Source organism: Blautia glucerasea (genome assembly GCF_013304385.1).
Lineage (GTDB): Bacteria > Bacillota > Clostridia > Lachnospirales > Lachnospiraceae > Blautia_A > Blautia_A ammoniilytica.
In genome coordinates, this window is the sequence record NZ_JAAITU010000033.1 from 14,725 (window position 1) to 40,575 (window position 25,851).

At 43.3% G+C, this 25,851-nt stretch carries 20 protein-coding genes; 2 read left to right on the forward strand and 18 right to left on the reverse strand.

Annotated elements, in window-relative coordinates; all coding sequences use genetic code 11:
• Positions 1 to 17 precede the first annotated feature (17 nt).
• Complete coding sequence (locus G5B11_RS12670; RefSeq protein ID WP_173728467.1) at positions 18 to 827, reverse strand: hypothetical protein; 810 nt, start codon at positions 825 to 827, stop codon at positions 18 to 20.
• 370 nt (positions 828 to 1,197) lie between these two features.
• Here G5B11_RS12670 and G5B11_RS12675 point away from each other — a divergent pair, with 370 nt between their 5' ends.
• Positions 1,198 to 1,833 carry a lactate utilization protein gene (locus G5B11_RS12675; RefSeq protein WP_173728469.1) on the forward strand — a complete coding sequence of 212 codons (636 nt, stop codon included), beginning with the start codon at positions 1,198 to 1,200 and terminating at the stop codon, positions 1,831 to 1,833.
• A gap of 5 nt (positions 1,834 to 1,838) precedes the next feature.
• On the opposite strand, the gene ptsP is transcribed toward G5B11_RS12675, so the two are convergent.
• The 5 genes from ptsP to G5B11_RS12700 all read right to left on the reverse strand — a co-directional run bounded on the left by ptsP (position 1,839) and on the right by G5B11_RS12700 (position 9,152).
• Entirely contained in the window at positions 1,839 to 3,458 is a 1,620-nt protein-coding gene (gene ptsP, locus G5B11_RS12680) for a phosphoenolpyruvate--protein phosphotransferase (RefSeq protein ID WP_173728472.1), read from the reverse strand.
• 145 nt (positions 3,459 to 3,603) lie between these two features.
• Positions 3,604 to 4,863, reverse strand: a complete 1,260-nt coding sequence (locus G5B11_RS12685) for an ABC transporter permease (RefSeq protein ID WP_173728473.1) — start codon at positions 4,861 to 4,863, stop codon at positions 3,604 to 3,606.
• Positions 4,860 to 6,914: a hypothetical protein gene (locus G5B11_RS12690; protein ID WP_173728475.1), complete on the reverse strand. Its 2,055-nt coding sequence runs from the start codon at positions 6,912 to 6,914 to the stop codon at positions 4,860 to 4,862. The genes G5B11_RS12685 and G5B11_RS12690 overlap by 4 nt, the downstream gene beginning before the upstream one ends.
• Positions 6,915 to 6,918: 4 nt before the next feature.
• On the reverse strand, positions 6,919 to 7,590 hold the full coding sequence (locus tag G5B11_RS12695; RefSeq protein WP_158422247.1) for an ABC transporter ATP-binding protein: 672 nt from the start codon (positions 7,588 to 7,590) through the stop codon (positions 6,919 to 6,921).
• Entirely contained in the window at positions 7,587 to 9,152 is a 1,566-nt protein-coding gene (locus G5B11_RS12700; protein ID WP_173728477.1) for an efflux RND transporter periplasmic adaptor subunit, read from the reverse strand. Before G5B11_RS12700 ends, G5B11_RS12695 begins: the two co-directional genes overlap by 4 nt.
• A 239-nt stretch (positions 9,153 to 9,391) precedes the next feature.
• On the opposite strand from G5B11_RS12700, the gene G5B11_RS12705 reads away from it, so the two are divergent.
• Positions 9,392 to 10,516, forward strand: a complete 1,125-nt coding sequence (locus G5B11_RS12705; RefSeq protein ID WP_173728479.1) for a hypothetical protein — start codon at positions 9,392 to 9,394, stop codon at positions 10,514 to 10,516.
• A gap of 96 nt (positions 10,517 to 10,612) precedes the next feature.
• Here G5B11_RS12705 and aspS read toward each other — a convergent pair whose 3' ends face one another.
• From aspS to G5B11_RS12765, 12 genes are all read right to left on the reverse strand, one after another.
• Positions 10,613 to 12,403 carry an aspartate--tRNA ligase gene (gene aspS / locus G5B11_RS12710; protein WP_158422250.1) on the reverse strand — a complete coding sequence of 597 codons (1,791 nt, stop codon included), beginning with the start codon at positions 12,401 to 12,403 and terminating at the stop codon, positions 10,613 to 10,615.
• 21 nt (positions 12,404 to 12,424) lie between these two features.
• Positions 12,425 to 13,681, reverse strand: coding sequence for a histidine--tRNA ligase (gene hisS, locus G5B11_RS12715; RefSeq protein ID WP_158422251.1), 1,257 nt, complete (start codon positions 13,679 to 13,681; stop codon positions 12,425 to 12,427).
• The gene (locus G5B11_RS12720) at positions 13,590 to 14,249 is read right to left on the reverse strand and encodes an HD-GYP domain-containing protein (protein WP_173728481.1); all 660 of its coding nucleotides are present in this window, start codon (positions 14,247 to 14,249) and stop codon (positions 13,590 to 13,592) included. The genes hisS and G5B11_RS12720 overlap by 92 nt, the downstream gene beginning before the upstream one ends.
• Positions 14,246 to 15,751, reverse strand: a complete 1,506-nt coding sequence (gene hemZ / locus G5B11_RS12725; protein ID WP_158422253.1) for a coproporphyrinogen dehydrogenase HemZ — start codon at positions 15,749 to 15,751, stop codon at positions 14,246 to 14,248. Before hemZ ends, G5B11_RS12720 begins: the two co-directional genes overlap by 4 nt.
• Entirely contained in the window at positions 15,723 to 16,352 is a 630-nt protein-coding gene (locus tag G5B11_RS12730) for an MBL fold metallo-hydrolase (protein ID WP_158422254.1), read from the reverse strand. Before G5B11_RS12730 ends, hemZ begins: the two co-directional genes overlap by 29 nt.
• A gap of 30 nt (positions 16,353 to 16,382) precedes the next feature.
• Positions 16,383 to 18,710, reverse strand: a complete 2,328-nt coding sequence (locus G5B11_RS12735) for a RelA/SpoT family protein (protein ID WP_173728483.1) — start codon at positions 18,708 to 18,710, stop codon at positions 16,383 to 16,385.
• 35 nt (positions 18,711 to 18,745) lie between these two features.
• Positions 18,746 to 19,270, reverse strand: coding sequence for an adenine phosphoribosyltransferase (locus tag G5B11_RS12740; protein ID WP_158422255.1), 525 nt, complete (start codon positions 19,268 to 19,270; stop codon positions 18,746 to 18,748).
• 159 nt (positions 19,271 to 19,429) lie between these two features.
• Entirely contained in the window at positions 19,430 to 21,142 is a 1,713-nt protein-coding gene (gene recJ / locus G5B11_RS12745; RefSeq protein ID WP_173728485.1) for a single-stranded-DNA-specific exonuclease RecJ, read from the reverse strand.
• Positions 21,143 to 21,205: 63 nt separating this feature from the next.
• On the reverse strand, positions 21,206 to 23,629 hold the full coding sequence (secD, locus tag G5B11_RS12750; RefSeq protein WP_173728487.1) for a protein translocase subunit SecD: 2,424 nt from the start codon (positions 23,627 to 23,629) through the stop codon (positions 21,206 to 21,208).
• Positions 23,630 to 23,684: 55 nt separating this feature from the next.
• Positions 23,685 to 25,052 (reverse strand): thioether cross-link-forming SCIFF peptide maturase, encoded by a 1,368-nt coding sequence (gene scfB, locus G5B11_RS12755; protein ID WP_173728489.1) that lies wholly within the window; start codon positions 25,050 to 25,052, stop codon positions 23,685 to 23,687.
• A 157-nt stretch (positions 25,053 to 25,209) separates the two neighbouring features.
• A complete protein-coding gene (gene scfA, locus G5B11_RS12760) occupies positions 25,210 to 25,350 on the reverse strand; it encodes a six-cysteine ranthipeptide SCIFF (RefSeq protein WP_015524633.1) in 141 nt (46 codons plus the stop codon).
• 99 nt (positions 25,351 to 25,449) lie between these two features.
• Positions 25,450 to 25,800, reverse strand: a complete 351-nt coding sequence (locus G5B11_RS12765) for a TIGR04086 family membrane protein (protein ID WP_173728490.1) — start codon at positions 25,798 to 25,800, stop codon at positions 25,450 to 25,452.
• Between the last annotated feature and the right edge of the window lie 51 nt (positions 25,801 to 25,851).

A 25,851-nucleotide genomic window follows, 5' to 3' on the forward strand; every position in this document is an offset into this window, starting at 1 on the left:
ATCGTTCATCAACAAAATTACTTTGCAGACACACCAAGTACAATGGTTTTTCCTGTGCCGCTAAATTTAAAAATATCTGCAAAATAATTATCATAATAATAATACATCTCTGTACCATCTCCATAACAGGTATTTTCCAGTACCTGGACCTTCTTCGGATTGCCGATCAGCGAAAGCAATGTGGATGCTTCCTTTTCATATCCAGCCGCTGCCCGAAGCTTTTTGGAAAGACTTGCATTATAAACGCCATTTTTACCAAAGACATAGAATTTGCCGCCTTTTACCCATGTACCTTTTACCATATTGCCATTTAAATTAAATCCATAGTATTTGCCTTTGATCTTTTTAACTGCGATTTCAGCAGTGCCATAAGACTTCTTGCCTGCATAAGCCGCACCATTCGCTCCGAAATAATAACGGTATGTAAAAGTCTTTTTGCCTTTTTTCAGCTTTACATTACAGAAAGTATTGGTTCTTGCCCTTCCAAGGCTGTTAAATCCATAGTATTTTCCACGAATCTTCTTAACCAGTGTTTTCTGCTTAGGAGTTGCAGCATAAGCAGCTCCGTTGGCTCCGAAATAATATCGATATGTTACAGATTGACCATTACTCTTAGTGGTGGTAACATTCTGCCAGCCCTTCTGCATCTTTCCATCTACATAATAGTAATATTTGCCATTCTCTTTCACAAGACCTTTTAAAACATCAGTATCCTGTACTGTGGCCTCTGCCGCTGCAACAGAATAAACAGGCATACTGCAAACTGCTGGAGCCTCAACCATAAACAGACTTAATACACCGGCAAGTGCCATCTTCCATTTTCTCATTGTACATTCCTCTCCTTACTAAAATAAATCTTATTGTTTCAATTCATAATCGGTATTGAAAAATACCTTGAATTGCATTTTACTCTTTATTATACCCTGCATTCCTGCCTGTGGCAATTGTTTTATTTTCACTTGTATTATTTTTCTATTGTTCTATTGTTTTGAGTTTTTGTTTGGATTTTTATTTTAGTATTTATTTAATTTTTTATTTGGACTGTTTTATTGTCATGTATTTTACTTAAAACCGGTTCATGTTATAATCTGTTTGTAACTGTTCAGCACCACAAAAACACCTGGCAGGATACTTTCTGCTGAATAGTTACTTCTGTTCATTTTTTCAGGACAAATCTAACAATCAGGAGGGCTGACAATGTCTTATGTAAGCGAACACCACAAACTTGTGGCAGAAACACTAAAGAAAAATTTTTCCAGACGTGGAATGGATGCATATTACTGCGAAACTGCCGAAGAGGCAAAGGCGCAGATCCTGTCCATGATCCCTGAAGGTGCATCTGTTACCTGGGGCGGCACTGAATCCATGAATGAAGCTGGCGTCTGTCAGGCTGTTGAAGATGGAAATTATGAATTTATCGACAGGAAAAACGCCGCTACTCCTGAGGAAGCTCGTGCACTGTACGGAAAGATCGTATGTGCAGATTATTTCCTCACAAGCACCAACGCATTCACCAAAGCCGGAGAACTGGTTAATATTGATGGTGCAAGCAACCGTGTAGCATGTATCGCCCATGGTCCGGAGCATGTGATCGTCTTAGCCAGCATGAATAAGCTATGTGATAACGTAGAGGATGCCATTCGCAGAGTGCGTACTTTGGCAGCTCCGCCCAATGCATTACGTGTACATGCGTCTACACCCTGTGCCAAAACCGGCATGTGTGCAGACTGTGTAAGCCCAGATTGCATCTGCTGCCAGATCCTGGTTACTCGTTTTTCCAGGAAGCCAGGACGTATTTCTGTAGTTCTCTGTGGAGAGGAACTGGGCTTTTAATTCTGTCAGATTTCATCTATACTACGGATCAGACGACGAAGGGGCAGGATCCTGGATGGGGATACAGAAAGTTCATCTATCCCCATTTTCACAAATTCTTCAGTGAATCTTGTGTCTGCCCCAAGTTCGCCGCAGATACCGGCCCAGATACCAGCTTTATGAGCGTTCTCTATTACCATACGGATCAATCGCAGAACCGCTTCATGCCCTGGTTCATAAAAGCTTTCCAGCTTTTCATTCTGCCTGTCCATTGCCAGCGTATATTGTGTCAGGTCATTTGTTCCGATACTGAAAAAATCCACTTTCTTTGCAAGCAGATCACTGATCATAGCGGCGGCAGGTGTTTCCACCATAATCCCCTGCTCCAGATCTTTGTACTGCTTTCCCTCTTCCTGAAGTTCCTGCTTCGCTATCTGCAGGATCTCCCCAATCTTCCCAAGTTCTCCTATAGAAGTGATCATGGGATACATGATAGACAGATTTCCGTACATTCCTGCACGTAAAATTGCCTTCAACTGAGATTTGAAAGCCTTGGGATGTTCCAGACACAGCCGGATTCCTCTGCAGCCCATAGCCGGATTCTCTTCTTTTTCCATTGGAAAGCAGGGTGCCTGCTTGTCTGCTCCAAGATCCAATGTACGTATAATTACCTTTTTGTCACCCATCCGCTTGGCAACATCCTTGTATATCTGAAACTGTTCTTCTTCTGACGGAAGCTGTTCTTTTCCAAGATACAGAAATTCACTTCTGAAAAGACCTATTCCCTCTCCGTCATTCTCCAGAACTGCATCTACGTCCTCACCACTACCTATATTGGCAAACAATTCAATCCTTCTGCCGCCTTTTGTAACGGTTTCTTTTCCCTTAAGCTGGTTCAAAATCTTCTGTTTTTCCTGCTCTGCATTCTGTTCTTTTGTATATTTCTCAAGAAAATCCTGATCAGGATCCAGGAACAGTTTTCCCTTATCTCCATCTACAATGGCCATGCTGCCTTCCATATCATCTGAGAAAGGCACCTGGATCAATGCAGGAATATTCATTGCTCTTGCAAGAATAGCAGTATGAGAATTGACCGACCCTTTCTTTAGCACAAATGCCAAGATCATGCTTTTGTCTAGCAAAATGGTATCACTTGGAGACAGGTTCTGTGCTGCAAGTATCACAGGCTCCTGTATAATATTTCTATTCTGTTTCTCACCTGACAGAACTCGTACCAGCCGTTTGGTAATATCCAGAATATCAGCCGCACGTTCTTTCATGTATTCATTATCCATCTTGCGGAACATATCTGCAAAATATTCACCTGCAGCAGTGGCAGCATATTCTGCATTCACACTCTCTGTACGGATCCTGTTCCTTATCGCTTCTATATATTCTCCTTCGTCCAGCATCATCTGGTGTACTTCAAAAATCTCCGCCTCAGAGCTGCCTGCCTCTATTTCTGCTTTCTGATGCAATTCCTTTAATTCTACAATGGCTTTCTCTTTAGCCTCATCCAAACGACGCAACTCCTGATTTCGATCCGGGACATGGACACGCTTCACTTGATCCCATTCTTCCATCCATACCTGAATCTTGCCAATGGCAATGCCTGGAAATACAGATTTTCCTTCCAATATTTTCAATGCTTTTTCCTCCGTAAAGTAAGGCTGTTGTTTCCGTTAGTATACCACGGTTTTCAATAATTACACACAAAAAAGAGACAAATCCATTTAGTACAATGAATCTATCTCTTTTGTATCACTGATATTCTACTCGCATGAACTACTCTTATTCACTTCTTAGTGCATCAATAGGATTCAGATTTGCTGCCTTTACAGAAGGAAGAAGGCCAAAAATAATACCGATCAGCATAGAAAATACCACAGATCCTACAATGGCAGGAACGCTGATGGCTGTAGGTGAACCGGCCACCTTGGATACTACCTTCGACAGGGCAATGCCCAGAACTACACCGATAATACCACCTATACTTGTAAGTACAGCTGCTTCTGTAAGGAACTGATTCAGAATGGTCTTCTTTCTTGCCCCGATAGCCTTCTTAAGACCAATCTCTTTAGTTCTCTCTGTAACTGAGACAAGCATGATATTCATAACTCCAATACCGCCTACCAGCAAAGAGATGCTTGCGATCCAGATCAGCTGCTGATTGGTGCTTTCACTAAGTTTCTGAAGATTCTTAACCTTCTGCATTACATCCTTGGCTCTATACTCAAACTTGGTCGAACTGTCTGCAGCCTTAATCTCATTATTCAAAGCCTTGGCAACTCCATTGCCTGCCTCACTCATGTTGTCTGTACTGTCGGCCCGGATCACAATATTCTCCGGTTCATCAAACTGAAAAGAAATTGGCCAGCACTTGCTGGGGATCATAACTGTGCCCATAACACTCTGAAAATACTCGTAAAACTGATTGATATTCTCGATGTTTGGCATAGAATCTTCATCCTGATTCACAACTCCGACTACCGTATATGGCTCTTCTCCTATTTCAATGATCTTCCCCACAGGATCTTCTCCCGGAAAGATATTCTCGGCGGCATTGGAATCCACCAGTGCCACTTTCCGGTAATTGTCATAATCCGACTGTACAAAAGCTCTTCCGGAACGCAAAGCATAGCCACAGGTATCCAGATAATTCACATCAATACCGTATATCTGCCCTCCCTGGAAGCTTGTATTTTGGTAATATACATTGCTGCTGTAGGATCTGTTATAAAAGAAAGTTGCGTTCTCAACATGATTTACTTTTCTGACTTCTTCTTTCTGATTCTCGGAAAGAAGGGGAGGCGTTGCATTGCTGTCCCCGTATTCAGCACTGTATGTACTGTCTCCATAATACAGATTCACAGAAACTGTGTTATTCCCGGATCCGATCAGATCTTCTTTGATCTGTTCACTGGTACCCTTGATGGTAGAAACAATTGCAATAATAGACGCAATACCAATAATAATACCCAGCATAGTAAGGAAAGAACGCATCTTATGAGACCATATTCCCTGAAAGGCCAGCCTGATATTTTCTATCATTCAAAATCACCTCCGTTGTCACTGTAATCGTCTTCACCATACATCTTGGATGAGGAAACTGTCTTGGTCTTAGCTCCTTCAGCCACATCCTTGCCATATGGAAATGCGATCTTGTCATCCCTGGTGATCCCGCCTGTGATCAGGACACTGTACCCATTATCAACATTACCTCCGATAGAAAGATATTGTTTCTTCAACACACCCTTATCGTCCTTATATACATAAGAATTACCATTATCAGACCGAACAAAAGCTTTGGAGAGTACGATCCCTTTGGCTTTGGTTTCTTCGGTCAGCTGAATGTTCAGATAATCTCCATCCCGCACTTTTACAGATTTATCCGGGATCACAGCTGTGAACTGATATTCAGATACATTCGGATTGCCGTCACCATAATAATAGCTGCTGTCAGAAGAAACAGGATACTCAGACACATCCATAACTTCTGCTTCAAACTGGCTGGTGCTTTCTTCTCCATCATCATAGTAAGTGTAATTGGTGCACTGAAGAATGGTTCCCTCTTTTACAGAGTCCAGAAGAAGCTCACCAACCTTGCCAACAACATAATATCCGTCTTTATTCTTTACACTCATAAATACACTGCTGTCATCTTCAGGAGTGCCTGTTACAGGATCTCCTACAGTGGTAACTGTACCGTCCAGTTTACTGTAAATGATCTGACGGTTCATCTTTTTCTCCAGCTGTGAGATCTTAATCTCACTTTCCTGGATATCCAGCTTCAGAGTTGCAATCCGGTTCTCATATAACTTGATGGCATCACTTCTGGAAATATTCACAGAAGAGCTTCCCCCATCACCTGGAATATCCGGTTCTTCTGGTTCTTCCGGCTCATAATGGCTGGCCTCCTCTACTGTCAGCTCCAGAGACGCAGAAGGATCCACTGTTTTCTTCAGCTTATGTCCATTCACCAGATAATATCCAATACAGGACTGGGTTCTGTCTGTATAATCTGCAATGGTATCATTCTGATGGAACTCCAACAAATACCAATATCCTTTCTTATGAAGCACTTCTGTCCCATCTTCATTATATCCTGCCATACGGTTCAGAAAACCGCCGGTCAGCTCTACCTTTCCTTTGGCATTACTGCAAAGAAAAACATATGGGTCATCCTTAGTACCGCTGCCCACAAATGGCTCTGTGTCATAGTCCAAGGTCTGATAAAACTTCTCATCCCCATCTGTAAGATCCGGTTCTTCAGGATTGGTAGTGCCATCCACAAAATCAACTTCTTCATCCAAGACAGGGGTAGGTGTAGGTTCCGGTGTGATCGGATAGATATTATCCTCTCCTGAAGTAAACTGATTATCTGAGGAGTCCTGACCTGCCTGATCACCGAACTGGCCGGATTCATTTGCATCATATACATCATCTGCTGCAACCGAAGAACCATCCTCCTGCACATCGCTTTCTTCAGAATCATCCCCGCTTCCAACTGCATCTGTAAAAGCCTCCAGTAAAATAGGGTTGATAGCCAGCGCAAGATAATTACCGCCCACATCTGTAAGGCTATTGTCCTGTCCTGCCATAGCCATATCATCCCCAGACAGGCTATCCATATCAGAATCGCCGCTGTCATCTGTGGAATCGTCTATATTATCTGCGGAACCGCCTGCATCTTCTTCTGTAAGAGCTCCACCGTTTTTCAGGGCTTTCAATCTACGTTCTGATTTTGCCAGATCCTGTTCCTGTTTTTCTTTTTTCAGTCTGGCAATATTAAGCTCCATCTCCACAAGGGTCATGTCAAAAGAGACCAGCTTATCACCTTTGCTTACAGAATCTCCTTTATTAACATAAACCTGTTGAATGATCATATCTTTATCTACTGTAATATTCTGAGATACACTGCTGGTCACATTGGCTTCCAGATTGGTGGTCGGAGAATAATAATCACTGGCCAGATCCCCTACAGATGCCACCTGTACCACTGTCTCGTTGTTCTTCCGCATATAGGTCAGACCCTTGGCTGCTCCTGTAACAACCAAAGCTACGATCACCAGAACTATGATCACTTTCTTTATCCTGCTCATGCTATCACCTCTTTTCCCACACTTCGCCGTCCCGGATCATAACCATTCGCTTGGCATGGGCAGCAATCTCTGCATCATGGGTAATCATAAGCACAGATACCCCTTCGTCATTCAGCTTCTGGAACAGCTCCATAACCTGAGCCCCAGACTTACTGTCAAGGGCTCCTGTAGGCTCATCTGCCAGAAGGAGCTTAGGATTATTCACAATAGCTCTTGCAATTGCAACTCTCTGCATCTGCCCGCCGGAAAGCTGATTTGGCAGAAAATCCACCCTGTCGGCAAGCCCCACACGCTCCAGAGCCTGAAAAGCCCTCTCACGGCGTTCTTTCTTAGGAACCTTTGCATAATTCAGCGGAAGTTCTACATTGGTAAGTGCTGACTGTCTGGGAAGCAGATGGAAGCTCTGAAATACAAATCCGATCTTACGCAGCCGGATATCAGACATCTGATTCTCGGTGCATTTACTTACATCCTCCCCATCCAGGAAAAACTGTCCCTGAGTAGGCTGATCCAAGCATCCGATAATATTCATCAGTGTAGTTTTTCCGGAACCGGAAGGTCCCATAATAGCAACGTATTCACCTTCCTCCATGGAAAAATCCACATTCTTCAGAACCGGCACACTCATCTTTCCCTGTATATATTCTTTGTATATGTTCTTTAATTCAAGGATCATCCTGCTGCCTCCGTATCATCAGCCCCATACTGTACATCACTATTCATATCATCCGTATAATCCTGGGTATAGGCATCAAAATCCTCATCCATACTATCGGCTCCGCCGATCACATCCCCATCGCCCAGCTCTTCATCCGGCTGCATATCTTCATCTGAATAATCATCCATATATCCATCACCGGAGCTTTCGTCCATAATTGGATCTGCATCTTCTTCACCGTCATAACTCTGGGAATCATCCGCATCATCGGATCCTTCCAAATTGTCGGTTCCATCTGAACTATCCGTGCTGTCCTCACCATAATACATGCTTGCACCTGCAGGCATCGATGCTGCATCTGCTGTATTCAATCCCTCTGTCAGAGCCTCTGTAGGAAATGCAATGCTGTCGTCCTCAGTAAGGCCATCTGCAATCTCATACTCCATCAGCCCTTCATCATACTGGCCAAGAACAACCTTGCGCTTCTTTAGCTTCCCATCTTCATCGGCAGCCCATACATATGGATCCTGGGAATCTGCATCCACAATATAAAAATCACTGAGCCATACGCCTTCTTTTTTATCTTCCTGACCCTCATCCTTCTCTATGTAAACATGCTGACCAAGCATCAGTCCATCAGATGTCTCCAAATCCACATAAAAGGGGTAGGTACTGGAAGTGGTATCTGAATCACCGCTTGAATCCACCATACCATAATAGCCATTGTTTGAAGAAGAATTGCTGCTCTGCTCATCAATAGCCCCCATAGTCCCATGCCAGATCTGCTGATCATCTACACGGGAGCGAACGATCACAGGCTCTCCCTGAACAATAGAATAGCGATTCATCTCATTGACTTTACCTTTGATACGATAGGCTCCTGTACTGAGAATGGTGATAAATGCGCTGTTGTCACTGCTATCAGAGCTATAATCCATACCTGCAGAATCATCGTCCAATGTATCTCCGTCATCTGAACTAAGCTTGGTGGTATCAATCTTCTGGATCACTCCATCGATCTCACTGCGTACCTCTGTATTGGTGGTCGCACTCTGAAGCTTGTCAATCTCCGCCTGCTTGCTTTCCTGACTATACTCATTTTTCTTAAGGTTCATCTTATTTGTCTCAATCTCAATGGTATAGGAAAGCTGCTGATCCTTGGATGCTTTCTTTTTTTCTTTTTCCAGGGTAGCGATCTGCTGATCCAGGCTGATGGCTTCATTTTTCAGACGGTCCAGATCCAGCTGTGCCTGCTTCAGGCTGTCCTGGATACTGCTCAAGTCATACTCAAACAGCAGCTGGCCTTTCTTAACTTCGTCACCAGTCTTGACCTGGACTTCTTTAACCTTTCGTCCGCTTTCAATGTTGACTTTCACTGTTTCCTGGGCTTCCACTACTCCTGCAAAACGGTTCTGTGTGCCTGAATTATCTACATTCAGGTCACTGATCTTTGTAACATATACCACATCGCCATCTGCAGATGCTGTAGTGCTGTTATTCTTATAATAATACCAGCCTCCTGCACCAACTGCACCGGCAATGACAATAATCCCCCCAATGACAATACCGCGTTTCTTCATAATGACCTCCTTGTCCATTCTCTGGACATAATGGCATCCCCGCCGGGCTGCCCCATCTTTTATCTTTCCTATCATAGCAGATTCATTTACAAAAATAAAGTAAATCAGAGTACTAATACAAATTTCACAATTTTTTCATTCTTTTTTTATAAAAATCGTATAGATTTTAAGCTTTTTTGACTTTTTTAAAGAAATCTGGTAAAATAGGCCTATATTATTTCGGAAAGGAACTAGGGTTTATGAAAACAGCAAAGCGGCTGATTCCATTGCTGGTTGTCATCCTTGCCATTATGGCATTCGGATGTTTTCACAGCGAAAAACGAGCAGTGAAAAAGGCTATCAAAAATGATCTGGATCTTCTAAAAAATCTGGATTCTGATACTGCCAGTAAGTATTTTTCCTATAAGGAACTGTTCCCGGATATAAAAGATGACCAGAAGCAATCAAATGAAATAAAAGATGTATTTCCTCTCTTTTTTCAGGATTTTGATTATAAGATCCTGGATGTTGATGTTGACAAGGACAAACAGACAGCTTCTGCTTCCCTTCGGCTGGTAACATTGGATGCCAATGCTCTTGCAAAGGATTTTACTGCTGCCAAGCTACAGCGTGAGATCCAGAGTGCAGCCAACATGGAAAATGACCAGGATTCCAAGTCCTCTTCCCTTTCACTGACAGATCTTTATCTGATCATGAAGGAGCTGCTTGCATCTGATGATTATGATTCCATTGAACGTAACTGCACCATTGAACTGGCAATGAATGATCATAATGCTTGGGAGATCAAGCGAACCTATGCCCTGGAAAATGACCTTGTCGGCGGTCTTATGACTTATCTGTCTGATCCGGATATTCTTTCCCCTGAAGACACTCTGACAGTCTACCTTGATTCCCTGACAGAAATGAATACCGAAGAAATGAGCAGCTTTCTTGGTGTGGAAAGTATTCTGAACACCTCAGATACTACCCGGAATGCCATTGCCTCCGCCCTTGTCACCCAGGTACATAATACTTTTAATTATGAATTTAAGGACAGCAAGATCAACGGTTACCAGGCTGTGGTTACTACGAAGATCACCACCTTCGACAGTGAAGCCATTCTTACTTCTTACCAGAAAAAACTTAATGAATACCTTGCGTCTCCAGATGCTGTAATTGACGGTCTTGAAAAAAGGCTTGATAAATCTTATGACATGCTGCTTGATTGTATCACCGCCAACACTGCTACAAAGACTGCAGATGCCAGTCTGTGCCTGATCAATGATGGTGTTTCCTGGAAGCTGGATGACAGCAATGGTGAGCTTGGAAATGCTATTTTCGGCACATTGACTACCAGTCCGGTAGATGATACCGTCACCGAATAACCTGCAATAAAAAAAGCTGCCCCACACTGTACGTTCTGCATTTCACAGTTTGTACAGCGCTCAGGCAGCTTTTTATTTTCTTATTGATTCTTTTTATTATTCTTCTTCCGGAGCAACTTCCAATCCCAGTTCTTTCAGCTGTGCCTCGCTGACTCTCTGTGGTGCTTTTGTCATCAGACAGGATGCATCCTTTACCTTCGGGAATGCAATCACATCACGAATACTGTCTACCTTTGCCATCAGCATTACCAGACGGTCAAGGCCATAAGCCAGTCCTGCGTGTGGCGGAACACCATACTTAAATGCATCCAGAAGGAATCCAAACTGCTCATACGCAGCTTCCTGCGTAAAGCCCAGTTCTTTGAACATTCTTTCCTGAATATCATCCTGATGGATACGGACACTTCCTCCACCAATCTCATTGCCGTTCAGTACAATATCATAAGCCTTTGCGCGAACCTTTCCAGGATCTGTATCCAGAAGAGGGATATCCTCCTCCATCGGCATTGTAAATGGATGATGCATAGCTGTATAGCGATTCTCTTCCTCACTCCACTCAAGCAGCGGGAACTCTGTTACCCATACAAACCTATACTCATTCTTATCAAGAAGTTCCATTTGTCTTGCCATTTCCAGACGAAGTGCTCCCAGAACATCATATACAAGCTTTTTCTTATCTGCCGCAAACAGAAGCAGATCTCCTGGCTTTCCATCCATTGCCTGAACCAGGGCATCCATTTCCTGCTCTGTCATAAATTTGGCAAAGCTTGACTTTCTTGTACCATCCTTTGCAATGGCAATATAAGCAAGACCCTTTGCCCCATAGCCCTTCGCAAATTCTACCAGCTTGTCGATCTTCTTTCTTGGCATTTCGCCCTGGCCTTCTGCGTTAATACCGCGAACGCTGCCGCCGTTTTCAAGAGCAGAAGTAAATACGGAAAATCCGCAGTCCTTCACAATATCACTTACATCATGAAGTTCCATTCCAAAACGCATATCCGGCTTGTCAGATCCGAAACGATCCATTGCCTCCTGCCATGTGATCCGTTGGATCGGAAGCTTCACATCCAGATCAAGTACCTGTTTAAACAAATAGGAAAGAAATCTTTCATTCACATCGATCACATCATCAACATCCACAAAAGAAAGCTCCATATCGATCTGTGTAAATTCCGGCTGGCGATCCGCACGAAGATCCTCATCACGGAAACATCTTGCAATCTGAATATAGCGATCATATCCTGAACACATTAGCAGCTGCTTGTAAAGCTGCGGAGACTGGGGAAGGCCATAGAAGCTTCCCGGATGGATACGGGACGGAACAAGATAATCTCTGGCACCCTCCGGTGTGCTCTTTCCAAGCATTGGTGTTTCAATCTCCAAAAATCCTTCATTTGCAAAGAACTGTCTGGTAAGCATCATTACTTTGCTTTTTAACATAAGATTCTTCTGAAGATCTGGTCTTCTAAGATCCAGATATCTGTATTTCAGACGCACTTCATCTTTTGTCTTGCTGTTTTCTTCTACCGGGAAAGGAGGTACTTCTGATTCAGAAAGGACTCTTAAGGATCTTACCTGAACCTCCATGGTACCGGTTGCCAGGTTTGCATTTACTGCACCACCTCTTTTTGCCACTGTTCCAACAACTGCGATCACATATTCGCTGCGCAGCTTTCCGGCTTTTGCAAATCCCTCTTCATCAATGATCCCGTTTTCAAAAATAAGCTGCATGATCCCGGAACGGTCACGAAGGTCAACAAATATAATACCACCTTTGTCTCTTGCCTTCTGCACCCATCCCATCAGAGTCACTTCACTGCCAATCATTTCTTTCGTCACTTCTGCACATCTGCATGTTCTGTGCAGTCCCTGCATGCTCTCAGCCATGTCTATTGCTCCTCCTGCTTATTATCTCTTTTCCTTGAAAAACTCAACAAACTCTGTATATCCTTCAGTTGTCATCTGGTCCTTCTGGAATTTTTTATTCTTTTTCATAATGGAAATATTAACCTGCGTTCCTTCTTTTCTTTCCTGGTCAGCCTGTGCAAAAATCTGTGCAAGACGATCTGCAGGCATGTTTTTCTCAATCAGGTATGCTTTCTTTGCACCCTGTCCAGGAATCTGATAGCCTCTTTCCAGAAGCAGCATAACAATTCTCTCAAATCCAATAGAAAAACCACAGGCACTGGTATTGCTGCCTGTAAACTTACCGATCATCTCATCATAACGGCCGCCACCGCCAACGCTTCCGCCGAATTCATCCATAGCGATCTCAAAAATCGGGCCTGTATAATAAGACATTCCCCTTACAAGAGTAGGATCAAAACTCATTTTGAAATCTGCAGTCTTTACAGAGTCAACAGTAGAAATAATGGTTTCCAGATCCTCTGCCACCTTAGGATCAAGCACATCCTTCAGCTTTTCTTTTATAAAGCGAACGCCTTCCACATCGTTTGTGATCTCCTTAAACATTCCAAGGTAGGTGTCAATGCTTTCTTTTGTGAAGCCTTCCTTTTCCAGTTCCTCAGCCACTCCATCCAGTCCGATCTTATCCATCTTATCCAGGATGATAAATACCGTATCAAAACTATCTGCCGGAAAACCACTATACTGTGCCATAGCCTTCAGGATCTTCCTGTCATTGATACGGATAGTAAAATTGTGGAAATCCAGTTTGCCAAGAAGGGTGGTGGTAGCAAGCACCAACTCAATCTCAGCCATATAAGTAGCCTCACCCAGAATATCAATATCGCACTGCATAAACTGACGGAAACGACCTCTCTGTGGCCTGTCAGCTCTCCATACATATCCCATCTGCAAAGCCTTAAAAGGAGCCGGCAGATCATTGGAATTGTTGGAATAATAACGGGAAAGGGGAAGTGTCAGGTCATAACGAAGTCCGGAATCCACCAGATCTCCTTCTTCCTTTGCACTTTCCAGCTTCAGCTTTTCGCCTCTTTTCAGGATCTTAAAGATAAGCTTTTCATTCTCTCCGCCCTGCTTGCTGCAAAGATTCTCAATATGCTCCACGCAGGGAGTCTCTATAGATGTAAAACCAAAAGATGCATATGTTTCACGGATGATGCTGGTCACATAATTCCGTATTTCCATTTCCCTGGGAAGAATATCCTTCATCCCTGTTACCGGTTTCTTCTTTAATGCCATCGTGTTCCTCCTTATGAACTACCCGCTGAAAAGCGAGAAAAATTTCCATGTCAAAATTCTTTACTTCATCGATCATCAGTCCAACTACTGTCTTTCTGTCAAAAGCCCTGCGATAAGGTCTGTCTGAGCTCAAAGCACAGAAAACATCACAAACTCTCAGGATCCTGGCTCCAATGGGAATCTCTTCCCCACATTTATTGGATGGATATCCGGTACCATCAAAATTCTCATGATGATACAAAATACTTTCCAGAATAAAATCAGAATACCCCTGATCTTTCAGTTCTTCATATCCAAGTGCAGAATGCATTCGCACATATTTCAATTCCTCGATCACAAGAGGATTATTTTCCTGTCCATTAATGTAGCTGCGCAGTTTCAGCTTACCAATGTCATGAAGCACACCGGCCACTGCCAGCTGGTAACACTGATCCTCGGGCAGTCCAACTTCCTTTGCGACTGCATACGCCAGATTGCTTACTGCAATGCCATGTTTTAATTCTGTAGACAGGTCAAATTCCAGCAGTCTGTCCTGTGAGGCAGGATTCTTCTCCTTGGTTCTGCTCACGAATCCTCCCTCCAATCACGCAGCCATCTGGTAATCCCGGTCTGTTTTCTCTGGATCATTTCGTCAATACGTGAAATATAATTGGTAACATCTTTTACATTTTCCACACGTTCGATCCGTCTTTCGTGATCAAAAACCAGCTTGGAAGAACCACCAGCACCAAGAGCAATAATAGGCTGTTTTTCTTCCATAATCAGTATATTGTAAATTCCTGCTTTGTCAACCTTGGCATAGCCTACATTTTCAAAATTTCCCTTCATATTCTTCTGTCTGTACAGATAATACGGGCTCATTTCCATTTCGTAGGCTGTTTTCATGGTAAGCTCCATGATTTCCTGATTATTCTCAAAGGTCATTTCCTGATACTGATCCCTGAAGATATTCAACCTTGCTGCGCGTTTTACTGCAAGAGAATGTACAGTAAGACTGTCCGGATCCAGTGCCTTTACCTGTTCCAGTGTATACTCTACCATGGCATAATCCTCGCCAGGAAGGCCTACGATCAGATCCATGTTAATATTGTCAAATCCCTGCTCTCTTGCCAGCTCAAATGCCTTCTTTGTATCTTCTACAGAATGCTTCCTGCCGATCAGATTCAAAGTGGTTTGATTCATAGTCTGTGGATTTACAGAAATCCTGGTAACAGGAAATCTATGGATCGATGCAAGTTTTTCTTTTGTAATGCTATCCGGCCGGCCTGCTTCCACAGTAAATTCAAGAAGTCCATCATATCCAAATTGACGGCTCAGACAATCCAACAGCCTCTCCAACTGATAAGGCTCCAGTGTAGTAGGTGTTCCTCCGCCAATATAAATCGTATCCAGCTTCCTGCCAAGGCTTTTCATAAGGCTGGCCACAGCTTCAGCTTCTTTGCACAGCGCATCCAGATATTCGTCAGTTCTTGATGCCCAAAGCTTCAATGGATACGAGCTGAAAGAACAATAAAGACAGATACTTGGGCAAAACGGAATCCCTACATAAAGGCTATACCCTTTATCATAATCAATATCCTTCAGGATATCTTTTTCCCGGTTGGCAATGGCAACAGCCAGTGCTGTTTTCTTAGGGCTGACCAGATACCGATCCCGCATCTCCTGTGCTGTCTGTACATTGGTAAGGCCTGTATCCAGCATCCCCATAGCCAGCTTTACCGGACGGATACCGGTAAGATTCCCCCAGGGTAACGTGCGTCCTGTCAGCTTAACCAGCACATCCTGATAAAGGGCATATTTCAGGTGGTCTTTATTCTCCCTGCGGCTTTCACTTTCTTTAATACTGATCTGCCCGCTTTTTCCTTCTCCCTCATACCGGATCAGATAACTTCCTTCTGCTTTTGAAGACACAAACAGCAGATCACAGAAATGCGTTTCCTCTGCTTCATAAGTCATACGGATCTCTGCTTCCGGATAAAAAGCTTTGATCAGCTCATATATATCATGTTCAAAATCTTTATCAAGAAAACAAATCTCTATCTTATACAAAAGGGTTGTACCTCTTTTCATAACCAATGGTAGTTGATGTATCATGTCCTGGATATACCACCGTATCTTCCGGAAGCGCATCTACCAGCCTGTGCAGGCTTTCCACAATCTGTGCCGAACTCCCTCCCGGAAAATCCGTCCTGCCTACAGAACCGTGGAACAGGGTATCTCCGGAAAAAAGTACATCTTCATCTTTAAAATAATAGCAACAGCTGCCTTTTGTATGTCCTGGTGTAAAGATCATCTGAACTTTAAACCCGGCTGCTTCAAAAACTTCCAGATCTGAGGGCATTTTGTCGGCCTTCATGGAAACCGGTCTGCCATAATACTGGGTCATATTCACAGATGGCTCCCAAAGCATCTCTGTCTCCAGAGGACAGGCATAAACAGGGATATCATATCTGTCTCTCACTGCTTCTGCTGCAGAGATATGGTCAAAATGGCCATGAGTAAGAAGGACAGCTACAGGAGTCCCTTCCATCTGGGCTACCTTTTGAAAGATCCGCTCTGGCTGATCTGCTGGATCAATGATCAGCAATTCTTTTGTCTCCTGGTTTAATGCGAAATAACAATTTGTACTTACCGGTCCTAAAACCAGCTGTTCTACCTTTAATCTTCCCATGTTGTCCTTTCCACCTTCGGGTATAAAAAATCAGCCTGTAGTACGTTCCACATCGATCACGCTGTCGATCTGGCGTATCTTCTCAATCAGTGAATTCAGTTCTTCTTTACTACTCACATTAAAATTCATGGAAATCGTAGCCTTTTCCTGCTTGTTAGTACGGCTGTTAATACTTCTCACATCGATCTTACGCTCAGTAAAGATCTTGGAAATGTCTACCAAAAGACCGGTCCTGTTATTGGCATATACATTGATCTCTGCCATATACTGCTCGGATGCCCTGTTATCCTGCTGCCATTCAGCCTCGATCAGGCGGCTTCTGTCCATCTCTGACATATTCATCACATTCACACAGTCTGTCCTGTGAATGGTGATACCGCGGCCTCTTGTAACAAAACCTACGATTTCATCTCCCGGGATCGGATTACAACATTTTGAAAAGCGCACTGCCACATCATGAATGCCCTTAACCACAATACCGCTTTTACCCTTAGCTACATGGATTCGCTCCGGTGCTTCCTGTGCAGCCTCCAAGACCTGCTCGTCTGTAAGATTCTTTTTGTTTTCTTTATCATAAGCTTCTGCCAGCTTATTAAAAACCTGCCCTTCTTTCAGACCTCCATGTCCGATGGCCGCCAGCACGGAATCCCAGTCACGGAATCCATATTTTCTCAGAACAGCCTCCAGATACTGTGGCTTGGTGTAATTGCCGATCTTAAATCCCTTGGACTTGGCATACTGAGTCAGCATGTCTTTTCCTTTCAGGATATTATCTTCTTTCAGTTCTTTCTTAAACCACTGGTTGATCTTGTTCTTTGCCTGTGTGCTCTTTACAACATTCAGCCAATCACGGCTTGGTCCCTGGGAATTCTGGGATGTGATGATCTCAATCCGGTCACCATTTTGAATCCGGTATTCTATAGGTACAAGCTTCCCATTGACCCTGGCTCCTACCATCTTATTCCCTACTGCGCTGTGTACACTATAAGCAAAGTCAATAGGAGTGGAGCCATTTGGCAGTGTTTTCACATCGCCCTGGGGAGTAAAACAATATACACTATCTGCAAAAAGATCCAGGTCATTTTTCAGAAGACTCATAAACTCTTTATTGTCCGACATATCCCTCTGCCATTCCAGAATCTGTCTTAACCAGTTTAATTTTTCTTCTTCACTTTTACCAACCGGCTTCTTGCCATCTGCTGATTCTTTATATTTCCAGTGTGCTGCAATACCATATTCAGCTGTTTTGTGCATTTCAAAAGTACGTATCTGGATTTCAAATGGCTGACCGTTAGGCCCAATCAGCGTGGTATGAAGAGACTGATACATATTTGGCTTTGGCATTGCAATATAATCCTTAAATCTTCCGGGAATAGGCTTGTACATTTCATGAATCACGCCAAGAGCAGCATAGCAGTCCTTCACTGTGTCTACCAGGATACGTACAGCAAAAAGATCATATATCTGGTCTATAGTCTTGTGCTGATTCACCATCTTCTTGTAGATACTGAAGAAGTGCTTTACCCTGCCATCTACCTGAGCCTTAATATTGGCATCCACCATATGCTGTTTGACCTGATTAACGATCTTCCCAACAAATTCCTCACGCACACTTTTTCGCAATGCAACCTTTTCAACCAGATCATAATACACCTCTGGTTTAAGGTACTTCAGAGACAGGTCGTCCAACTCCACCTTGATCTTGGAAATACCAAGACGCTGTGCGATAGGTGCGTAAATATCCATTGTCTCACGGGCCTTTTCCTGTTGCTTGGCAGGAGTCATATACTGAAGTGTACGCATATTATGAAGCCGGTCTGCCAGCTTGATCATAATAACCCTGATATCCTTAGCCATGGCAAGAAACATCTTACGCAGGCTTTCTGCCTGCATTTCAACCTTATCAGAGGAATAGGATAACTGGCCGATCTTCGTCACTCCATCAACAAGAAGAGCCACCTCTCCGCCAAATTCCTTTTCCACTTCTTCATATGTCATCCATGTATCTTCCACTGCATCATGAAGCAGTCCTGCTACAATGGTCTCTTTGTCCAGTTCCAGATCAGCCAGTATGATCGCTACACACAGAGGATGAATGATATAGGGCTCTCCGGATTTTCTTTTCTGATCCTTATGTGCTTCACTGGCAACCTTATAAGCTTTCTCAATCATGGAGATATCTGTGGACGGATGATATTTCCGGACACTGCTGATCAATTCCTGATACAGCACTTCCGGGCTGGTAAAGTCGCTCATTGTCTTTACAGCTGCATCTGCCTTTTTTACAGAAGCCAACTTCTCTGCTTCGATCTGGGATGCCTGATCCAAGGCATCTGTGACTGTATTTACTTCTGCCATCTCTTATCACCTACCCTGTACAAAGTCTGACTGTTTTACTTTCCTTCATAGCGGATCACAGACGCTACATCATACCCTTTCAGCTTTTCACGGCCTTTCAATCCGGCAAGTTCCATCAGGAAAAGGATCTTTACAACTTCTCCGCCAAGCTCTTCGATCAACTTCACGGCAGCTTCCATGGTACCGCCTGTAGCAATCAGGTCATCTACGATCACTACTTTCTGTCCCGGCTTAATGGCATCCTTATGGATCTCGATCTCTGCCTGTCCGTATTCCAGGTCATAGCTTTGGGAAATCGTCTCACAGGGAAGTTTTCCTTTCTTTCTTACCGGTACAAATGGTTTGTGGAGGTTATATGCCATAGGCATTCCGAAAATAAAACCTCTGGACTCAGCGCCTACGATCACATCCACATCTACATCTTTGATCAGATCCTGAAGCGAATCTATGGCAAGGTGAAGTCCATCTGCATCCTGCAAAATACTGGTAATATCTCTGAAAATAATCCCCGGCTCCGGGAAATCCGGAATACTTCTGACATATTCTTCTATTTTTTTCATATTATTGTTTCCTCCTCAAACATTTTCTCAACCATGTTTTTTGTCAATAGATTTAAGTATATCACCTTTTTTATTTATAATCAATCAAAAACCCCATAGATACAGCATATTCTGCCATCTCCGGTTACTGATTGCTCCATTCACAGCAGCCATCTCCGGTCAACAATAATTCTGAATGATCACCTGAAGTGTTTCCCTGCCCTGATACCGATTGATCTCAGGATAATAAGTAACAGATATCTTATCTCTTGCAGACAGGAAATCCATAAACTCAGGGATATTGCCGAAATAAACCGCTTCTATCACATAGCCCTGTTCATCCATCAGCTGAAGCTTTGTCACATTATGATTCTTCCCGATTACACGTGAATTTATTGCCTTCACATTTTTCTGGGCAAACAATGGCTTTGTATTTCCTTTTCCAAAAGGTTCCAACAAAGACAGCTGTTCTACCAGCTTCGTGGAAATATACGAAATCGGCATTGGCACATCAATGATAACCTTAGGAATCAGATCCTCCTCTTTCAGATTACACTGTTCATTCAACCTTTTTCGCAGCAAAGAAATATTTTCCTCTGGAAGAGACAGACCTGCTGCCATAGGATGTCCTCCATATTGATCCAGCAGATCCCCACATTTCACTAATTCCTCAAACATTGAATACTGCTGGATTGACCGTCCGCTGCCCTTTACTCCTTTTTCACCCTTTGTAAGTACAAAAACCGGCCGGTTATATTTTTCCCGAATCCTCCCTGCAATGATTCCTGCCAGGCTTTCATGGCATTCCGGCAGATATACTACAAGTACAGGATCATTTTTCAGATCTGTATTTTCGATCAGCTGTATCGCCGCATCCTTCCCTTTTTCTGTTAATGCCTTCCGGCTGTCATTTAATGCCTTCAAATCTCCAGCCAGCCTGGCTGCCTCGCCTGCATCCTCGCATTGAAGCAGTCGTAAGGATCTGGCTGCTGTATCAAGCCTGCCGCTGGCATTAATGCAGGGGCCAAGCACAAACCCAATGTGATAAGAAGAAATCCTGCTTCCTTCTAGTCCTGTTACACGGATCAATGCCTGAAGGCCTTTGTTTTTCGTATATGGAAGCCGTTTCAGTCCTTCCTTCACCAAAATCCTGTTCTCACCCTGAAGATCCATTACGTCTCCAACCGTAGCAATAGCTGCCAGTTCCAGAAACTCTTCTTTTTCAGTTTCCGGAATATGACTGTCATCATATAAAGCCCAGATCAGCTTCATGGCAACCACAGCGCCGCACAAATTCTTATTCGGATAGGGGCACCCTGGCTGTTTCGTATTGATCACAGCATCTGCCGGTGGAAGAATATAGGTTCTTTCTCCATTGTCTTCAATAAAAGGGACCTCATGATGATCCGTAACAATCACCGTCAAGCCTTTTTCTTTTGCAAAGCCAATCTCCTTTGACGCTGCAATCCCATTATCGCAGGTAACGATGGTATCAACCCCGTCCTCCAGTGCCTTGTAGATCAACGGCATATGGATCCCATAACCATCCGTGATACGGTCAGGAATATAAGTATCCGCCCTTGCCCCCAATCGTTCCAGGCCTTTGATCAAGATATACGTAGCAGTCACTCCGTCAATATCATAATCGCCGATAATACGGATTTTCTTTTTTTCCCTGATCTTTTGCTTCAATATGGAAGTTGCCTCTTTCATTCCTTTTAAAAGTTCTGGTCCCGGAATATCCTGAATGGTTCCCCGCAAATATTCCTGTATGGCTTTTGCACCAGTTACATCTCGGTTGCGGATCAGCCGGGCGATCACAGGATCAATATCGAATTGTCTTCCGATTTCCTTAAAATCTGCTTTTTTCGCAGAAACAAACCATTTTTCCATGTAACTTCTCCTGCACATAAGAAAACGGGGCAGACCCAAAGGCCTGTCCCGAACTTTCTCTATTTATTCATTCTTATTGCTTTCCTGCGCATTATTAGCCGCTTCCTGAGCTGCCAGACGTTCCTGGACTCTCTTACGGTTTTTCTTTTTAGGCTGTGCAGGATCAGCTTTTGGTGGTTCCTGTTTGGAAGGCTTTTTCGCTGTAGTTTTCTTAGGTGCTGATACCTTGGAAGCTGTTACAGCTGCAGACTGAACCTTTGCCTTTCTCCAGTGTCCTTTCATTGTCAGCCACAGAGATCCTGTAATACATACAGAAGAATATGCTCCACAAAGGATACCAACCATTAACGGTGCTGCAAATTCTTTCACAGAAGAAACACCCATCATATAAAGCACTGCTACCATGATAAATGTGGTAAGGGAAGTATAGATACTTCTTGTAAGGGTCTGGGTAATACTTCTGTTAACAACCTCTTCAATATGATCCGGATTCTTGCTTCCGTGAAGATTCTCACGGATACGGTCAAAAATAACGATGGTTGCATTAATGGAATAACCAACAATAGTCAGCATGCAGGCAATAAAAGTATTACCTACAGATGTTCTGGAAATTGCATAGAAAGTAAGTACAACCAGCACATCATGAATCAATGCAAGTACCGCACTGCCTGCAAAGCAGATATCCTTAAATCTGAACCAGATATACAGAAGCATCAGAATCGCAGCAACAATGACGGAAACGATGGCATCTCTTCTCATCTCATTGCTGACAGTTGCTGAGATGCTCTCTGCAGAGATCAGAGAATCATCAACACCGAATTTATCTACAAGTGCTTTATTTAATGCTTCACGCTCTTCAAGATTCAGGGAACGTGTTTTGATCGTTACCTGATTAGTACCAACAACCTTGGTAGGCTGAACATTCTTGTCACCTGTAACCTCCTCTACTACCGGAGTCACTTCAGAATCGATCTGGCTGATATCCATATCCTCGTTAAAGGTTACAGTAGTAGAAGTACCGCCTGAGAATTCAAGGCTGTAATTTAAAGCCTTGTGGGAAGTTTTGCTGAAAATAAACATTGCAACAAAACCTGCTAAAATAATAACCAGTGAAATTGTAAAGAAAAGCTTTTTCTTTCCAACAAAATTGATCGGCTTCTTTTCCATGGTCTGTCCATAGAATTTGGGATTATGAATACCAACTGCGTATAATGCATTGATCACGATCCTTGAAACAACCAAAGCCGTAAACATGGAAATTACAATACCAAGCGCCAGTGTATAAGCAAAGCCCTTAACTGTACCTGTACCAAGCTTCATCAGCACCAGTGCTGCAAGAAGTGTGGTAATGTTACCGTCAAAGATGGCAGAAAATGCTTTGGAGAAACCAGCCTTAATAGCACTTCTGACGGATGTTCCGGCACCGATCTCTTCACGGATACGGGCATAAATGATAACATTGGCATCCACTGCCATACCTATACCAAGAATAATACCTGCAATACCCGGAAGCGTAAGAGTGATATCAAAGGCATTTAATGTAATAAGCATTGCTGCGGTATAGAATACAAGGGCAATACCAGCTACCAAACCTGGGATCCTATATGCAAGGATCATAAACAGGATAACGATCACAAGACCAATGGCACCTGCGATCACACTGGTAGAAATCGCTTTCTCACCAAGCTGTGCTGCAACCACGCTGGATTTCATCTCTTCCAGCTCCAGGCTAAGGGAACCGATACGGATGTAAGAAGCAAGCTCCTGTGCCTCTTCTACGCTCTTCTGTCCATTGATCTCTGCCTTACCACCAGTAATGGCCTCGTTTACAGTTGGTGCACTTAAGATCCCATTATCATAAACAATAGCGATCTGTTTGCCTACGTTTGCTTCTGTAGCATCTGCAAACTTTTTCTTTCCTTCATCTGTAAGGGTCAGGTTTACAACATATTCCTTTGTTCCTGTATTCTGACGCTGAATAGCACCACCAGTAGCATCAGCTATATCTGTTCCCTCAAGAACAACACCATTCTGCTTCCGGATCTCATCCAGATCTCTTGTCAGGCTGTATCCGGTATCACTGTTAGCATCATACTGGAAGTTATTTTCCCCGTCATCACCAGTCTGCTGGATAAAACAAAGAGAACCTGGCTTGCCCAGTTCTTCCAGAATTGCATTGGCATCTGTAACACCAGGGATCTCAACATTGATACGGTCGCTGCCTTCCTGGTATACCTGTGCCTCTGTACTGTACTGTTCCACACGTTTCTGCAGCTTATAAACAGTATCGTTCATATCTTCGCTGCTTGGGTTGCTTTCTTTTGCTTTGTATGTAATGCTGACACCGCCTGCCAGATCAAGACCAGTCTTGATATTCTTGGCTGAACCGGTTCCTGTAGGTCCAAATCCAACAGCTGCTGTAAAACAGAACAGTCCTGTCAGGATAGCTACAAGAATCAGCACTACAACGCCTCTTGATTTCTTCATTGTTCCTGTCCCTTCTTAATTTAATTTTGTAGCTGTCGTATAGGTCTGCAAAAGATCATTCTTCTGCAAGGGCAGCCTTTATCATGATAGCGCACTCCACACGCTTCCTCTGGAGCTGGCATCCGATTTCATAATTACCATTAATGTCTTTCTGGAAATGATAGGCATTTGCTGCACATCCGCCACTGCAGTAAAATCTGGCAAAACAGTCTTTACATGCTGGCTTTGTATATACATTGCATTTAGAAAAATCCTTCTGGATCTGTGGCTTTACAATGCCCTCATCCACATTACCCATCAGATATTCTTCTTCACCTACAAACTGATGGCACGGATAGAAATCTCCCCAAGGTGTGACTGCAAGGTACTCAGTACCTGAACCACAGCCTGAAAGCCGTTTATACACGCAGGGGCCTCCTGTAAGGTCGATCATAAAGTGGAAGAAGTTAAATCCTTTTCCTTCTTTTTCCCTTTTTATCATTTCCTTTGCAAGAAGATCATACTCTTCCATGATCTGTGGCACATCCTCCGGGCGGATAGCATAATCCTCATCCTGAGCTGCCACTACAGGCTCCACAGAAATCTGCTTAAAGCCCAAATCTGCCAGATGAAGTACATCCTTGGAAAAATCCAGATTATAATGGGTAAATGTACCTCGGACATAATACTTGTCCTGATTTCTTGATTCTGCAAACTTTATAAACTTGGGAATCACCAGATCATAGCTGCCAGCTCCCTTGCGGAAAGGTCGCATATGGTCGTGGACTTCTTTTCTTCCATCCACACTCAGTACCACATTGCCCATTTCCTTGTTGCAAAACTCCATAACCTCATCATTCAGCAGTACACCGTTGGTGGTAAGAGTAAAGCGGAATTTCTTGTTATAAAGAGCTTCCTGCTCTCTGCCGTACTTCACCAGATCCTTCACTACCTGCCAGTTCATTAGCGGTTCACCGCCAAAGAAATCCACTTCCAGATTACGTCTGGATCCTGAATTGGCAATAAGGAAATCCAGGGCCTTTTTCCCTACTTCAAATGACATAAGTGCCCTGCGTCCGTGGTATTCTCCCTCTTCAGCAAAGCAGTAACGACAGGCCAGATTACAGTCATGTGCAATATGAAGGCAAAGTGCCTTTACTACAGTCTGTCTGTTATTGGTAAATTCATCAATTACATTTTCATAAATATCCTTTGTGAAAAGCATGCCTTCTTTCTGAAGCTTCTCACACTCAGCAACCGATGTGCGGATCTGTTCCTCAGGAAAGCGGTCATTCAGCTTCTCACTGATCTGATCTGCATTCATCCCCTGCTCCAGATAAGGTAATACTTCATAAGTAACCTGATCTACAACATGAATGCATCCGCTGTTGATATCTAATACAATATTGTAACCGTTGCTTTGATAACGGTGAATCAGACTCATTTTTCTGACGTCCTTTCTATTTTTATCCACACATTGTCAGCACAAGCAGGAATAAGCAGCGGAAATCATCCCGCTGCTTACTTTCACTTTCACAGCAAACTGCTATGGCATCCAATGTGATCTGCTGCCTGTACAGCTTCTCATAATACGCCAGATCTTATTTATGCTCGCAGCTCTGATTTCCTACTGTACAGGAAGTCTTACATGCAGACTGACAGGAAGTCTGGCACTCTCCACAGCCACCCTTTTTTACAGTATTCTGAAGATTCTTTGTATTTAATGTTTTAATATGCTCCATCATAGGATCCTCCTTATGTAAATTCTCTGGTAAGTATAGCATAGATTCATACATTTTAAAAGTCTTTTTTTGTAAGGTTTTCAATTGTCCACTACAGGGTCAGGACAACATCCCTCCAAGAGTTCCGCCGCCCAGGCACAGAAAAAACGTAGTGATCATATGTTTCATTGTCATATCTGGTTTCCCACCTGCCAGGACAGAGACCATCAAAAGCAAAAAGAAATAACAGCTTCCTACCAACAGTCCCCACAGATATTTTTCTTTTCTCAGCATTTTTCCAGCCCCATATCCACCGGTCAGGCAGGCTAATATGTACGCTGCAAGGATTCCTGCCCGAACTGCTTTTTCTGACAGGTCAAACGAAAAAAGTGCCAGTGCAAGAAACAATAAAAAAACACCTGTAATACTGTAAGCAATCAGCAATGATTTTAAAACAGCCTTCATTTTCATAAAAACAGCCCTCCCATGAACATTATATGGAAGGGCTGTGCAGAATATTAT